Here is a 15,433-nt window from a genome sequence, read left to right on the forward strand (position 1 = left end):
CCTCTTCAGCGCAGCGTGAGCGAGTGCACCTGAACGGCGAACACTGTCGGGTCATCGTTTAGCCCGAGCGCGACCTGTGACGTCGCTTCCGGCAGATCGAAACGCAGATCGAGATTCCCGCTCTCGACAAGACGCGCCGGAATGTCTGCCTCAAATTCTCCGGCTGCGCTGACCGACCATTCGTTGATTTTTTCGTTGTTGACGTAGACGACCACGGTTTGACGTTCCAGTTTTCCGGGCACCACAAAGGGGATCAGCGAGGCTTTGAGCGTCAATGATTCCGTGGGGATATTCGCCAACTGCATGTCGAGAGAGCTCTGATGGCCGACCGTCCAGGTGAAGCCGGCCTGTGGATCGCCCCATCCTCCGGATTGAAACCTCTTCGAATTGCCGTCGCGTCCGAAAGTTACGGTATCGCCGGGCACGTAAGGGTTACTACCGAAGGTGATCGACTGCATCTGAACGGCGTAGAGGGCGGGATCGCTGCTGATGCCCAACTGCGCGGGGGAGGTGGCGTCCGGCAGCGCGAAGCTAAGTTTAATGACGCCGCTCGCCGTCAGCCGCGCGGGAATCTGCGCCTTGTAGCGACCGCTGGCCGTTGCGATCCATTCGGCAATTTTTTCACCGTTGGCGAAGACGTTGACGGTCTGGCGCTCCACTTTTCCGGGTACGAGCCAGGGCGTAAGGGAAACCTGCAGTGTCAGCGCTCCGGCTGCTGAGTCCTGCAGCGGGATGACGAGGCTGGTTTGCTTTCCGGATGACCAGGTGAAACCGGCGCTCGGCTGGTTCCATCCGCCGGATTGAAAGTCTGCCGCATTGCCGTCCTGTCCAAAGGCAATGATATCTCCGGTTCGGTAAGCCACCGTTCGCAGCGCCACCGATTCCACCTGCATTCCGAGGCGGGACCGGTCCTCGCCCAGTCCGAGTTCTGCAGGTGATTTTGCGTCGGGAAGATCGAAACGGAGATCGATCCGACCGCTGGCAACCAGGCGGGACGGAATCGCCGCTCGGTATTTTCCGGCGTGGGTCGCATGCCACTCGGTGATTTTCTCACCATTGGCGTAGACCTTGATGGTCTGGCCCTCGACCTTTCCGGGGACCTGCAAGGGCGCGAGCAAAACCTCCAGCATCAATGGCTGGGTGGTCGAGGTCGGCAACGGAAGTTCCAGGCTTGACTGTTTTCCAACGGTCCAGGTGAAGCCGTCGCCCGGGGTGCCCCAACCGGCCGACTGATAGTCGGTGGCGATTCCGGCCTGTCCGAACCTGATCGTGTCACCGATTTCATAGGCCGTGTTGCGAAGGACGGCAGACTGCACTTGAACGCCATAACTGAGGTCGTCCTTGCTCAGCCCGAGGGCGAATGGCGAGGTAGCATCCGGCAGGTCGAATCGAAGGTCGAGCCGGTCGCTCGCGGCGATGCGCGAAGGAACGGCTGCCTTGTATTGCCCCGCTGCTCCCACCATCCAGGTCGCAAGCTTTTCGTCGTTCGCATAGACGTTGACCGTCTGGCTCTCCAGTCGACCGGGCACGAGAAAGGGCGATAGCGAGGCTACCAGCATCAGCGGTTGTGAGGTCGGCCCCGCCAGCGGGACGGTGAGGTCGGCGCGCCGGCCGATAGTCCAGGCAAATCCTTCGCCGGGATCACCCCATCCGAACGACTGGTAGTCATCGGCGTTTCCATTGCGGCCGAACGTCATTATTTCGTCGGGCTTGTAAGGCGGAATTCGATAGAGCCTGTTGCGCGACAGGTATTGTATGGGCGAGGCGCGCCAGGACTCGTCGTTCCAGACCGGGCCGTTGATTTCGAAAGCCTTGAAGGTTGGAAAATAGCCCTGGGGATCGAACCTGACGATAGTTGAATAGAACAACCGGGAAGCAGGGGGCATCGCCTTGGGATCGAACAGCGAAAAGCAGCTGTCGTTCGCATATGCCGGGAGCAAGCGGCGCATCGTGCAATTCAGATTGGAGAGGCTCACCGGCGTCGCCACCGTCTGCAGCGGACCTGTGGCCCCGGCCTGCTTCACAATCAGCAGGGGCAGCGCGGCGACGCGCAACGCTGAGGCAACCATGTCGTGTCCTGCGGGAATATTCCACGCCGGCGGCGCGACGAACGCCTGCCCCTGCAGGCCGGCGCCGTGATCGCCGAATACGAACACGTTGGACCGGTCGTAAACGCCGGCGTCCCGGAGCCTCTTCATGTAGCCGACCACGCCGCGGATCGACTGTTCGGCTACCGCCGTGTAGTTCGCCCGCGTTCTTTCAGCTTCCTTGAATTTAGTCTCTCCATTCCTTGCAGCCGCAAAATAATCAAAGCCGGACGCTTCGTAACGCTGCAGCGGAATGTGCGGTCCCTTGAGGTGAATGATCTTTGCGACGGGCCGATCAATGCGTTTGGTTGGAAGCGTCAGGAGATTGCGGATGAATGTCAGATTGTTGTCGATCGTATCGGTTGCGTCGAGCCCGACCTGCGACACCGTGCGGAACATCATCTGTTTCAGGAATTGCGGCGCGATCGTATAGAGCGCGAACAGTTGCATGCTCACGGTCGTCTCCAGATCGGGAAAAAACGTCCGCACCAGGTTGGATGCCAGCGCTGAACGATTCGGAATAGGCGTCGCCAATCCCCATCGGTCGAGTTCGACGTAATATCCGTCGTCCATCAGTCTTTTCATGATGGAATTCGGTCCCGAATAGGACTCGGACTGGTATTTGGCGTAAGGAACCTGGTTAAGATAATCCTCGCCTGTCAGTACCGAAGGCACGCTCAGCAACGTATAGGGAAATGCCGATGCGGTGTCGGCAAAGTAGCGAAAGCCGGGAAGCTCCTGTGCGAGCGCGGGTTGCCTGGCAAGCAGATCGGCGAAGACATCAGACTGGAACGTATCGAGTATGATGACGACCACGTTGCTGGTGGTCGATACGATCTCCTCGTGTTTCTCGGTAGTCTCCAGCGTTTCCTTGGCCATCAGTTCGGCGAAGGTGCGTTCCGAAAATGCAGGCGACAGCCAGACCATGTGAAGGGCCTGCGCCAGACACAAGAAGGCGCAGATCGTTGTGGCCTTGCGGAATATCCATCGGCGCCCCAAGGCAAAAGCGATCGCAATGGCGGCGCAAAGCGCGATATCGATGGCTCCCTGCAGGCTGTAGGCTTGCCAGTCCGGGGTGTTTCCCATCAGCGAGCCGTAGTCCCAGAGGATCACGCTGCCTTTGATCCAGGCGAGCAAGGCAAGCGCGATGTTGGCGACGACCGCCCCCCGCCGCCATTGTGGCCGGACCCAGCCTTCACAGCCGGTGATCAGCAGCGTCAGCAGGACTGCCAGTCCTGCGAAAGCCAGTAGCAAGGGAATGAACGCGATCGGAAAAGTGACAGGGTTTTGCAACTCCGCCTTCACGACGGGGAAAAAGGTCAGGGTCACAGCCAGCGTGAAAGCCGACAGCAACAGCAAATAGGATCGTGAAAATCGGCCGATCATGATGCGACCGGCGTCATCAGGAAGAGAGTTCGGTGGCTGCCGGAAATCGTCTGCTCGCGGACGATCCGGAAATGCCGGCCAAAGCCGTCGCGGAATGCCGTTTCGCTGTAACGCGCGACCGCGGCTGTATTCTGGGACAACATCTGGCGCACCTGCGAATCCTCGACCGACGGGAATTCCACAATCAAGGAAGTGCTGCTCCCGGCCAAGGTCGCGGCAATCTTTTCGAACGGCACGCCGCGCGTGATCACCAGATGATGCACCAGCGCCAGCGCCAGAATGGTGTCTGCCGGTCCGCGTTGCAGGAACGAACGGCGCTCGGTGTTGGCCCAACCGAAGGCCGGGGTTGGATTGGAGATATCGATGACCACCGGCAGGATGTTCGTTTCGTTGCGAAGCTGGCATTGCCGATAGTTGCTGTCGACGGCAGCCGGATCGCTGTCGGCGGAAATGACGTAACATCCGCTTTCGGCGGCGATGCGGCTGAACCTGCCGCGATTGCTGCCGATATCCCAGACGATTTTAGGCTTCAGTTCCTCGACCCAGGCTCGGACGATCGAGGCTTTCTCTTCCATGGCGGCGGCGGGATAGTTGGTGCGGTCGTAGTAATCGTCCCATTCGCTGTCGGCAGCTGCGAACTTCAGCCGGGAAACGGCGCCGTGAAGGCTATCGATTAATCCGCGCAGGCCAGTCAGTGTCACGTGGCCGGTCTTGCGGCTCGCGGACGGATTCTGATGCTTTCTCAGCTCCAGCGTGTGGAAATGAAGATGCAGCAACAATGAGGGACGAAGTCGGCTCCGTATCGGCAGCAGCCGACTGGCGAGCGTCAGCGGAATCCCGTCGATCGAATTTCCGAGTAGCGCGGCGGCGCTCGAATTTGCCAGGCTCATCAGCGCTAGCGGCGCCAGGAAATGCTCGCAGAATTGCCGGTAGGCAACCCAGGGCGTCCCTTCGACGTAACGTTCCAGCGAAAGCGTATCGATCAGGACAGCGCGGCTGCCGATAAACTGGATGTTGAAACTGCTGGCGTCTTTCAGTGACATGCCGAATGACAGTGCCCGGCGCTGCACTTCGAGCGTGGTCAGCGCGGCCTGTTTCAACTGGCCGCTACTCCATTCCGACGGATACGAAATAAACGGTATCTTGTCGGGTTCAATGACCTTGTAGGTCTGCGCCGGGGCGGACGGCGCGGTGCCATACTCCCGATGGGGAATCAGCAAACCGGCGCCGACGAGATCGGCGTACAAGCCTGACTGCATCAGCAGATCGTAGTGCTCGCTGTAGATCAGGTTGACCTGACGCAACACGACGCCGTCCTGCGTGAATACAAACCCGGCGGGATCGCGGAACGATGCGTTATCGGGAGTCACGGCTTTCGTCGGTGGTACATAGCTGCGACAAAGCCCCTGAGGCGACGCCAGAGCATTTTGCCTTGAAATAGGACCCCAAGCATTGCCGCAATAATCACCTGCGCAACGATGCTGCCGGTGCCAGGATCGAGATAGGCGTAGGCGGGCGTGGTGAAGAGCACGAACAGAAAAACGGCGGGCATCATTGAAGGGGCCTCCACGTTACGGCATCGATCGGTGCCCCCTAGATCGATAGCCGTGCTTGCGGTTGTTTTGATCCGTCCTGTCTACAGTTTGCCGGCGATGTGTAAAGTGTATTAATGCGGTGGTCTGCTATCAAGAATCGCCGGGTACCGCAGCAGTTGGCAGCGAAGTGCCGTTTTATTTCCGGTAATGGCAATCTGTGATTCGATCGTGCAAGGACGCAAGGTGTTGGAGGCAATGCGCGCGGCATGCGGTACGGAATTTGGGGCTTGCGAATAAGTCTGCAATATCAGTTATTTATTGGCGCTGGCAATGCACGGAAATTTCTACCCGTCGCGCCATTGCGGCTCGCTTGAATCACGGCTAGCCACTGAGTTGCGCAACGCGTCCTGACGGGACCGGATTTTCTTCCCCGCTTTGACCGTGTCCGAAACTGTATTGCTCAGGCGGCCCGAATGAATGTTGAGGATAACTGCATCCTTGTGAAGTGCTCGAGATCTCGGGCACGTGACCAGTTCAACGGCTTTTGATATAAATGCGGAATGTTTCGGGCCTCATGTCCGCTGGCGATTTCGCCGCGCGGCAGGCCAGCGCGATAGTGATCCGGCGTGCGTTTGCGAATCGTAGCTTGATGGGTCGCGCCGCATGTTGATTTCGCGCCAGCGTCAATGTTGGGCGGCGTGCGTCATCGTGTGTGGTGCGGCGCTGTTTTATCTTTCCCAGTGGCTGAAAATGCCGCTTTATCCCGACGAAATCGCGTTTCGTTTGTTGCGGGCGCGCTATCTCGCTGACGGCGCTATGGCCTATGGCCTGTTGCCTTGCCTGAGCAATGCGCGAGAAATCCCGGTGATTTTTCGTCCTGTCGCCTACGCTCTGTCGGTCATCGATTCCGGGGCGGGATGGTCGATGGTGCGGTATCCCCAGGTCGTGGGAGTGATGTTGGCCCTCTTGACCACGCTGCTGGTGACGATTCGCCGCGATGCCATAGCAGCCGCTCTCATGACGGCAGCAGCACTGATCGGTGTCGTTGGCTCCGGCGTGATCCTGTCTCGTGGTGAAGCGCCGTTGTTCTTTCTCGGCGTGGCTTGCGTGGCCGGATATGGGGTGGTGATCCGGCGCCATCCCAGCCCCCTGATTTCCGGTACTTATCTGGTTGTCACGACGTGCCTCGCGTTGATGGCTGTCTTCGTTCATCAGCAAGCCCTGATCCTTTTGCCGATCCTGCTCTTGCTGGTTCTCGCTATTGCGTTACGCACGCCGTCGCTGGCGATGCGCGGGCTGGCGGGGCTGTGTGCCGTGGCGATGTTGGTTGGCGCTACGGCGTCGTTGGCAACAGCGAAAGTCAATTGCCCTGAATTCCCCTCCATTGCGCCTGTCTTCGCCAAGATGGAATTGACCGGCCTGGCGCGGCAGGAAGGCTGGCCGGGCGTCGAAACCTATCTTCTGAACAAGCTGCCGCGTTATGCGGGCATTTTCGGGTTCAATACAAAATACGACATCAACTATCTGCCGGGATTTGATCCGGCGGGATCAGGAGGCGCGCTCGCTGTTCTGAATGCGGGTATCGTATCTGCCGTTTTGCTCAATCTCCTGCTGGCTTTTGTCGTGATGATTGTGCTTGGCGTCGGTAGCCTCAGGCTGGCGCTGGGGAGCGTCGGTTCACGTCACGAACGTCTGGCTGGATTGCTGCGCGAGCCATCGCTCTATCTGTGCCTCGGTATCGCCGGCCATCTCGCGCTGCTGATTTACGATGTCCCGACGGCGTTCTACCGGTGCTTTTACGTCCACTTCATGCTGGTGATGCTGAACACCATGGCGTTGTCGGGTATTCGAGGGAAGGGCAGGTTGTTTCTCTGGCCGCTCGGTGTCGCCAGCCTGGTCCTCTGTGTGGCATCGGGCTTTCTCTCGCAGGAGATCGATCGGAAGTTCGCAGGAGGTTGGGCCGGGCCATCGATCCGGTTGCAGACCGACTGGAAGGCGGCCCGCATGCGCATTGGTGAAGCGGCCGGAAGGTGCAACATCGGTATCAAGGATACGGGCATCGTCATTGACGATCGGACTTTCGATGGGATGAAACAATATCCGCACCTCATTCCGTTCACCTACCTTGGTTTCGCCGTGCCGCCAAACGAAGCCGACGCTGCGTCGTTGAACCGAGTGCTCCGCCGGGTGTCGGCGTCAGCCATTGTTACGAGCTGCCAGCTGATGAAGGGGTGGGGCTTCGTACCCGAGTTCGAGAAAGATGGGATTTGTTGCCTCAAGCTTCCTGCCGCGGGGTGACGCCTGAAAGGAAAATCCGGGCTGTGGCAGGAAATCAACGGCTGTTCATCGCGGCCATTAACGAATATATCGGTCCTATTCTCGGCCTATGTTCGAATCGCTGCAATCGTTGAAACGGAAGAATAGATTGTTGGAACCGGACAGCCAAAATTCGCGAAGGTTGACGTTTCTACGGTTGTTCTGCGCCGTCCAAATTGTTTCGGCGCTGTATATGTGGTTTCAGTTCAAGCAAACCGGCTACCTTCCTGCGCCGTTCGTCTACGATAAAAACGACACGTACATGGATTTGTTTCATCCCATGTTCTGGTCGGACAACATGGGCGTCTACACCACTTGGGGGTCGGTATATCCTCCTATCAACTTCTTGTTTCTTCAGCCGATCAAGTATTTGATTACGAGCAGTCGAGAGGCTGCGAACGCCTTCGAATTACGTGCGGATGCAGGCAAGTATCCTGTCTGGCTGTTTGTCGGCTACGCGGCAATTCCCTTTTTGATGCTCCGCAGCCGGTTGTGGCGCGTATTCTCCGCGCGGGAAATAATACCTATTTTCTTGGCGATCGTGTTTGCTTCGCCGATGCTTTTCACGCTTGAGCGTGGGAATCTGATTTTGCTGGCGTTGCCGGTATTGGCCCTTGCTGTTGCGGCCACAGGCACGCTGTGTTGTATCGCTGTCGCAATCCTGATTAATATCAAGCCATACTTCGCCATTATCATTTTCGCCTTTTTTCTGGTGCGACGTTTTGAATATGCATTGATTACTACCCTTGCGGCCGGCGCTATTTTCCTCCTGTCAGGAATTCTGCTCGACGAAAACTTTATGTTTTTCGTGCCCAACGTTCTGAACTTCTCGCAGGAGGATGCGCTGTTTTCCGTGCGGGAAATGCTCAGCCTTCCATCGACCCTTTCGCACTATGCCCAAGTGCTGCGCGCTGTCATTGCGCAGGGTGGGGGAATTGGTCTTCGGGGGGTTGAAGCGGGAGTGCTGGCAACGACGCTGGAGGCCTTGAAATGGATGGTTCTGGCGATCTCCCTGGGGGGGCTGTGGTTCGCCAGGGCGCTTCCGCTACAGATCGTTGTGGTCGTGTCGATAGCGATTATTTCGAATTTAGGGACCTGGGTCGGCGGCTACTCGTTCATTTTTTATCTTCCTCTCGTACCGATCTTGATGAAGATGCGGTATAGGAAGCTCTATCTGGGGATCGTGTTAACGATGTTCGCCCCCCTGGATATTGTGAGCCTGTTAAAACAGGACATCGGGTTGCAGGACGTTTATCTTTCCGGCCAGTCCGTGGTCGTCGAGTGGAGCCTTGCACTTGGCGTATTCGTGCGCCCGCCGCTCAACCTGGCGCTGCTCGTAATTTTGACGTTTGAAATCATTGAACGGTTTGTGCCGGTCGAACGTCGTCGTGAGTCCAAACGAGATGTTCCCGAAGCTCTCGGTGTTGACCGTCATCCGGCCTAGTCATCTGTGCGCTAGAATGGGCCCCAAAAGTCCTCTATAGGATTACTTTAATTGACGGAAGGCTGGATATCTTGACGCATTCGAGTGAGGTGATGATCGACGTCAGAAGGCAGTGGACGCTCGTCGTGATCGGCGGCGTCTTAGGCGCATTGATCGGCTGTGCCGCTTGGCTCTTGGTGCTTTCGTTCAGTCATGCGACTTTCATCGTCAGCATAGGACAGGTCCAGCAGGGCATTTCTTCCGGAACGATCGGGCAACAGGTCAAGCTTGACCCGGCCTTTCTCGAAGATCCTTCGGCGTTCGCCGAGCGGGTGCGCTCGCCGGCCTTCGCGTCGTCGATCGCGCAGCGGACCGGGCTGGCGGAACTCGTGGAAACTTTGCCGGCGCGTCAATACGGCGGACGCGGCATGCTTTCGGTTCGCTCGCTTCGCGCGCCCGCGCAGGGCCTGCCAAATCTGATCGAGCTTCGCATATCCTCGCTTTCGTCGGATGTCGCCAGGGCCGCGGCGCGCGCAGCGTCGGAACAGATCATCGAAGAGCATGCGAAGCTGCTTGAACCCTTTATGCGCGCCATGAAGGGGCGAGGCGAGTTGTTGCAAGAACAACTCGCGGTGCTTCGGAAGTCAGATGAAGAACTCGACCGCAAGTTCGCGAAGCTCGCGCCTGGACAGCAATCCGATACTTCCGATGCTGTGTTGCTTGCAGCAAAACTGATGTCCGAGAAGCGCGCGCTGGATGTCGAGTTGACCGCATATGAGGGAAGGCTTGCCATTCTTTCGCAGGACACCCGAAAGACGATGGTTCTGTTCGAACCGGCGGTCTCGACCCCCCGAAAGGCCTGGGCTTTCCTGGCCCCTATATCCGGCGCGATCGCAGTAATGATATTCGTATTTCTCGCGTTGCGCGTTTGGCAGGAGTTCGCCACGCGGCGCGCGAGGTTGTTGGCGTCGGAAGTTGATTGACCCGCTCCTGGGGTTCGTTCGTCGCCGGTTGGTGAGAAGGGCGATGTGGCTTTGACGCAACCGGTTCTGACGATTGCGATTCCGACCTGGAATCGCTGTGACTATCTGCAGCAGACGCTTGAGCAGCTTCGTCTGGAAATGGCGGTGGTCGAGTCCGGCCGGGTGGAAATCCTGGTCAGCGACAACGGCAGCACCGATCAGACGGTGGCGGTGGTCGGTGCGGCGCAGGCCGCTGGTCTGGACATTCGCCTGATCCTCAACGGCGAGAATGTCGGCTCCGACGCGAACATCGCGCAGTGCTACAATCTGGCCCGCGGCGATTATGTGCTGATCCTGGGAGACGATGACCTGCTCGTCGACGGTTGCCTGGCCTGGTTGCTGAACGTGCTGGAGCCCCGCAGGCATGGTGTGGTCTGCCTTCGCGCCTATGGCTTCGAGGACGACTTCCGCAAGGAGTTTCCCGGTGAAGGCGGCGATGCGATCGGGTTCAGCGATCCCTCCGCCTTTCTCGCGGCCGTCAACTCGCGAATGACGTTGATATCTTCCAACGTCATGCAGAAAGCGTTGATGCCGGATATCGACGCGAACATTTATTGCGGCAGCAATCTGGTCCAGGTTCATCTGGTGATCGAAATCGCCTTGCGTGCCACGTCCAATCTTTACGTCAACGCTTACAAGATTGCTTGCAAGCGCAACAACTCCGGCGGTTACAGTTTCTCCCGTATTTTTGTCCAGGAGTTTGGAAACATCCTGGATCAGTATCGCGCAAAGGGCCTGACGAGCGACGCCGTTCGCGAGATCGAGACAAGGATGATCATCGGGTTCCTGCCGTTCTATCTGATGCGACTGCGGATCGCCTCCACGGCAGACCTGGACCAACAGGCCGCCTATTTGAGGTCGCGTTTCCACGACCGTATTATTTTCTGGATCCTGCTTTATCCTGTCCTGGCGCTGCCGAGGCGGCTGGCGATCGGATGGGGTGCGGCGGTGACGCTGTTTGGCCGGGGGCTGAATGGCGATTTCCGCAGGGGGTGGCGATATCTATCACATCGGTTGTCAGGCGCGTGGCGTTAATAGAGTGGCTGTAGGGGGCGACGGTGGGCACTAGAACCGGCAAGACTGTTGCGATCATGCAGTCGAATTATATGCCCTGGAAGGGCTATTTCGACATCATCGCCGCCTCGGACGAAATCGTCCTGTTTGATGAGGTTCAGTACACCCGTTCAGACTGGCGCAACCGCAACAGGATTGTCGCCAACAATGCGACGCAGTGGCTGACGGTGCCGGTGACGGTCGCCGGGAAGTATTTCCAGCCGATCAACCTGACCGAGATCGCTGACCCCAAATGGTCGTTGCGGCACTGGAATACGTTGCGTCACAGCTATCGCAACAGCGCGCATTTCGCGGAGTGGGCTCCGATCCTCGAAGCCCTTTATTTGCAGGTGGCGCCACTCCGGCTGCTCACCGAGGTGAATGAGGTCCTGGTGCGCGCCATTGCACAGCGATTGGATCTGCCCACCGTGTTCTCACGCGGCGAAGCCATCCCCAAGCGTACGGAGACTGCCACCGATCGTCTCGTTGAAATCTGCATCGCTCGCGGGGCCGACACCTATATCTCAGGGCCGGCCGCACGCGCCTATATCGATCCCCAGCGGTTCACACAGGCGGGCGTCGCATTGCGCTATGCTAACTACACCGGCTATCCCGAATACAGCCAGGCGCAGCCGAGCTTCGATCATCATGTCAGTGTGATGGATCTGCTGTTCAATTGCGGCAGCGCTTCGCGTCTGCATTTGAAGTCGTTACGGGATCGCGAGAGCTTTCTCGACACTCCCTGACGATGACGCGATATCCGGCGTCGTGACGGCCGTCGGCGACGCTGCGCTCCGGAGGCCTACTTGGATGGTCACCCGTGGCCGGGCGTACACATCAGCAACGGCAGCGGATAGCCGTGCTGCTCGACGAGCTGGAAAGTGTAGCCGAACTTGCCGAGCACTGCTTCGCAAATGGTCGAGGTGTTCGCGCCTTGCAGGTCGTGGCACTCAATTACAATCTTCGGCTTAAAACGCGCGAAGAATTCCGGCTGATCGAAGATGGCCACTTCGCCCCCTTCGATATCGCACTTGATGAAATCGACCCGGTCAAGATTGAACTGTTGCACGAGGCGTTCGAGGGTGATCGACGACACCTTGGTGTGTTCGCCTCTGCCGGTGCCGACGATATCGACCGCCGAGCTTCCCATGCTGCCTTCGGACGAGAACGAGATGCCGTTATTGTCTCTCCAGACGGCGGCTTCGACCAGATCGACCGTTCTTCCGGAAAACTTCGTGTAGAGCGCGAAGTTCTTTTTGCAGGCCGCAGAATTCAGCTTGTCGGCCTCCAGGGCGATCACGCGTCCGTCGCCATGCAGCGCCTGATCGAAGACGATGCTGGTCAGGCCGGAATAGGCGCCGAGATCGATGACGACGCTGCCCGGGGTGAATGCGGCGAATTCAACGTACTGCGCAGTCGTCAGCATCGGCTCGGCGACCGCGGGGAAGTATACCGGGAACAGATCGAATCCTTTGACGACGTGCCAGTGCGGCAGCGAGTAATCGACGATCTCCATGCCGTTGGCATGAATGGGTTCGACGCCGGCGAAGTAGAAATCGAAATGCTCGAGCGTATCGTTGAGGTAGATCGCTTGAGATTTTGCCAGTCGGATCTGTCGCTGGTCTTTTTGAATTCGGTAGCAGCTGCTGTCGGAGCTGATTTTGAAACCGCGTGAGCGCCATTTGAGGCTGGTCAGCTGGTTGAATACGACCAGAATGAGCGGAAGCGGAATGACGGCGCGGATTTTTCTTTTCACGCTCTCGCGCATCGAGGTGCCCGACATCAATATAACGTCCTATTTTCTGGATACGACTTTACCGACAACCAAACAGCACTGCAACCGGGGCCTCCGGAATCGTGCTGTACAAGTCGGCCTGTGAGTGCTTCGCGGAGCAGGAGGGCGGAATGGCCGTAGCCGGTTGGGAGGCTTTGCCGCAGGTCAGAAATTGACTCTCTCGCGTTCGACGACAGCCGGCCTTCGTTGCACGTAGGTGTGGATCGAGCCGATATATTCACCGATGATCCCGATGAATAGCAACTGAATGCCGAACAGAAAGAAAACGCCGATCACGATCGGGGCGATGCCCAGCGGGAATGAATCCCAGAACGCGAGTTTCAGCAACAGGAAGATGACCGCGGCCAGTACGCTGCAGAAGCCGAGAACAAAGCCGCAAAAGGCGGCGATGCGGATCGGAACCTTGGAGTGACTGACGATGCCCAGCATCGCGATGTCGTACAGGCTGTACAGATTGTTCTTTGAAATCCCGCGGAGGCGACGCGGCTGCTCGAACGGAATCGTCTTGACGGGGTACCCGAGTTCGCAAATAAGCCCGCGCATGTAGGGGTAGGGATCGTCGATCTTGCGCAACTGCACCAGGACCGCCTCGTCGTACAGCCCGAAGCCCGTGGCGTCCTTGAGCAGCGAAACGTCGGAGATGCCGTCGAGGACCTGGTAGTAGCTCTTGCGCAGCCAGTGGGTCAGGGCATTGCCCTTGCTCACGGGCTTGATCGCCATCACCAGCTTGAAGCCCAACTCCCAGGCGCGAATGAATTCGGGAATGAGCTCCGGCGGGTCCTGAAGGTCTGACGCGAGGTAGATCGTGGCTTTGCCGCTGCCCTGAAGCAGGCCGTGGTAGGGCGATCGTATATGACCGAAGTTCCGGGTGTTGATAATGATCTTCAACAACGGGTCGGTGATCGCGAGTGCCCGCAGCTTTGCGACGGTGCCGTCTTCCGATGCATTGTCGATGAAGATGATCTCGAAGTGGTACTTGTCCAGACCGGCTGTGACCGCGCGGATGCGGCGGTACAATTCGTCGACATTACCCTCTTCGTTGTAGCAGGGGGTGACAATGGTGATGAGGTCTGACTGATTCATATCACGCTCGCTGGTGACTACCGTGGTTGCTTCGCCGGACGGCCAAATGTGAACTTCGAATGCCCGAAGTAGGAAAACACAGCAACGGCTGCCATGATGGAGCCCTGTGCAAGCCAGATGTTGACGTGCAATCCGTCAACCAGCCATGTGAGCGCCGTCGCCCCCAGTAGTCCGATCGGGCCATAAACCAGATAGCTTCTCAGATATTCACTCAGCCAGCGGCCCTTGGTGCGGAACACCAGAAGTTTGTTGCTGGGGAATGACACGGTGATGTTGAGCAGGGTCGCAATCACGCCAATGAAAAAAGTATGGATCCGGGGCGAAAGCAGGAAATAGATCGATAGTGTCGAGAAGTAGCCGAACACTGTATTGGCGCCTCCGACGAGCAGGAACAATATAGGTTTCTTGCTTATCATTTGGAGCAGACCATCGCTTTCCGTGTCAAACAGGTTCGGCTCCGACTTGGCAACCTGACGGGTCTGGCTGCCAACTCATCCCCTCCAGCCGTTCCACGTAGCCGTACGGCGTATCGCTTCTGTCAGGGATACGGTTCTGTACAGGTCCAGTTCGTTGCCTACAAGTTCGGTCTTCGGCACGTATCGGCCGGGGTTCCATCCGGAATCCGATTTGCCGAGGATTTCGAACTGGCCATTTCCGATGGTCTGGGAGACAAGCCGGGCGAGATCGGCGATCGAGACCGATTCATCGGAGCCTACGTTGTAGGAAACTGGCTTTCCGCGCAGTAGCAAGTGTAGCAGCCAGACGGTGAGATCGGATGTATATAAGTACGAGCGGTGCGGACGTCCGTCGCCCTGAACGACGACCGTCTTGCCCTGCATGGCATCGAGAATGAAATTCCCGGCTGCAAAATGCACGCCGAGCGGGAGGTGTGGCCCGAGAAGCGAAAAAATACGTGCCGTCGTGATATGCACGCCGAATTGCTTTCGGTAGATGGCGCAGAGCATCTCGGCTCCGCGCTTGCCCTCGCCATACGCGTTCTTCGCGTTTGTGCAATCCAGTGCTCCCAGCCAATCCTCGCCGACGCACTCCATCTCCCAAGGCTGTTGCCCATAGACGGCGCCGGATGACAGAAACAGTGTCCGCTCGGCTTTTTTCTCTACTGCAACGTCGAGGGTCCGTCGGGTTCCCTGCATGATGGTCTCGAACATCAGGCGCGGATTGTTGTCGTTGAGATCGGCGCTGGCGTCGGTCGCGGCGTGGATCACGTGCGAGAAGTCGCCATCAGGAATGGGGAACTCCGCGACATTGCCTTGAAGGAACCGAAAATGTTCGTAAGCGGTGAGGTGCGGGGCCTTGCGGGAAAAATCACCGGGGTTCCGAGTCAGGATCGTTACATGCAGACCCAGTTGGTGGGCGATGTTGGCGTGACGAAGCGCCTCCAGCAGCCAGCATCCGATAAAGCCTGTTCCACCCGTCATGAACAATCGCGCACCCCGGAGATCGGGCCACAAGTGATCCATGCGGATGAGAATGTCGTCTAGATCCTGCTGAAAAGACCATGAGCGCGAAATCGTGCTGCCTGGGCGCGTGGCCGCCGTCATCAATGGTCTCCCGTCGAATACTGGTTCTACTGGCGGGGATGGCTCGTTATGTCGATGCATTGACGTTCGAGCGAGCCGGACCAAGGGGCAGGCGCTCCCCTGCAGCGTCGCGACGATATCAGGAAATACTACCTGCTCAAGCGGTTTCTTGCCGCGCGTGATCGTGAAAAT

Annotated in this window: 12 protein-coding genes; 5 read left to right on the plus strand and 7 right to left on the minus strand. The window is 58.1% G+C overall.

Features of this window, described 5'->3' with window-relative positions; genetic code table 11:
* Window positions 1-5 precede the first annotated feature (5 nt).
* Genes JWQ24_RS20105 through JWQ24_RS20115 form a run of 3 tightly spaced genes read right to left on the minus strand, consistent with a single transcriptional unit; the run spans window position 6 to window position 5,028 of the window.
* On the minus strand, window positions 6-3,473 hold the full coding sequence (locus tag JWQ24_RS20105) for a sulfatase-like hydrolase/transferase (RefSeq protein ID WP_299811880.1): 3,468 nt from the start codon (window positions 3,471-3,473) through the stop codon (window positions 6-8).
* Window positions 3,470-4,843 (minus strand): hypothetical protein, encoded by a 1,374-nt coding sequence (locus tag JWQ24_RS20110; protein ID WP_299811882.1) that lies wholly within the window; start codon window positions 4,841-4,843, stop codon window positions 3,470-3,472. Before JWQ24_RS20110 ends, JWQ24_RS20105 begins: the two co-directional genes overlap by 4 nt.
* Window positions 4,840-5,028, minus strand: a complete 189-nt coding sequence (locus JWQ24_RS20115) for a hypothetical protein (RefSeq protein ID WP_299811884.1) — start codon at window positions 5,026-5,028, stop codon at window positions 4,840-4,842. Before JWQ24_RS20115 ends, JWQ24_RS20110 begins: the two co-directional genes overlap by 4 nt.
* A gap of 643 nt (window positions 5,029-5,671) precedes the next feature.
* On the opposite strand from JWQ24_RS20115, the gene JWQ24_RS20120 reads away from it, so the two are divergent.
* The 5 genes from JWQ24_RS20120 (at window position 5,672) to JWQ24_RS20140 (ending at window position 11,568) form a co-directional block, all read left to right on the plus strand.
* A complete protein-coding gene (locus JWQ24_RS20120) occupies window positions 5,672-7,306 on the plus strand; it encodes a hypothetical protein (RefSeq protein WP_299811886.1) in 1,635 nt (544 codons plus the stop codon).
* Between the two features lie 211 nt (window positions 7,307-7,517).
* On the plus strand, window positions 7,518-8,768 hold the full coding sequence (locus JWQ24_RS20125) for a hypothetical protein (RefSeq protein ID WP_299811888.1): 1,251 nt from the start codon (window positions 7,518-7,520) through the stop codon (window positions 8,766-8,768).
* 92 nt (window positions 8,769-8,860) lie between these two features.
* Window positions 8,861-9,730 carry a hypothetical protein gene (locus JWQ24_RS20130; protein WP_299811890.1) on the plus strand — a complete coding sequence of 290 codons (870 nt, stop codon included), beginning with the start codon at window positions 8,861-8,863 and terminating at the stop codon, window positions 9,728-9,730.
* Window positions 9,731-9,775: 45 nt separating this feature from the next.
* Entirely contained in the window at window positions 9,776-10,804 is a 1,029-nt protein-coding gene (locus JWQ24_RS20135) for a glycosyltransferase family 2 protein (RefSeq protein WP_299811892.1), read from the plus strand.
* Between the two features lie 56 nt (window positions 10,805-10,860).
* Window positions 10,861-11,568 carry a WbqC family protein gene (locus tag JWQ24_RS20140; protein WP_299811894.1) on the plus strand — a complete coding sequence of 236 codons (708 nt, stop codon included), beginning with the start codon at window positions 10,861-10,863 and terminating at the stop codon, window positions 11,566-11,568.
* Between the two features lie 68 nt (window positions 11,569-11,636).
* Here JWQ24_RS20140 and JWQ24_RS20145 read toward each other — a convergent pair whose 3' ends face one another.
* The 4 genes from JWQ24_RS20145 to JWQ24_RS20160 all read right to left on the minus strand — a co-directional run bounded on the left by JWQ24_RS20145 (window position 11,637) and on the right by JWQ24_RS20160 (window position 15,262).
* Window positions 11,637-12,605 (minus strand): FkbM family methyltransferase, encoded by a 969-nt coding sequence (locus tag JWQ24_RS20145; RefSeq protein WP_299811896.1) that lies wholly within the window; start codon window positions 12,603-12,605, stop codon window positions 11,637-11,639.
* Window positions 12,606-12,761: 156 nt separating this feature from the next.
* Window positions 12,762-13,700 (minus strand): glycosyltransferase family 2 protein, encoded by a 939-nt coding sequence (locus JWQ24_RS20150; RefSeq protein ID WP_299811898.1) that lies wholly within the window; start codon window positions 13,698-13,700, stop codon window positions 12,762-12,764.
* 17 nt (window positions 13,701-13,717) lie between these two features.
* The gene (locus tag JWQ24_RS20155; protein ID WP_299811900.1) at window positions 13,718-14,095 is read right to left on the minus strand and encodes a GtrA family protein; all 378 of its coding nucleotides are present in this window, start codon (window positions 14,093-14,095) and stop codon (window positions 13,718-13,720) included.
* 96 nt (window positions 14,096-14,191) lie between these two features.
* Window positions 14,192-15,262 carry an NAD-dependent epimerase/dehydratase family protein gene (locus tag JWQ24_RS20160; protein ID WP_299811902.1) on the minus strand — a complete coding sequence of 357 codons (1,071 nt, stop codon included), beginning with the start codon at window positions 15,260-15,262 and terminating at the stop codon, window positions 14,192-14,194.
* Window positions 15,263-15,433: the final 171 nt, after the last annotated feature.

Source organism: Tardiphaga sp. (assembly GCF_028290495.1).
In the GTDB taxonomy this organism is placed as follows: domain Bacteria; phylum Pseudomonadota; class Alphaproteobacteria; order Rhizobiales; family Xanthobacteraceae; genus Tardiphaga.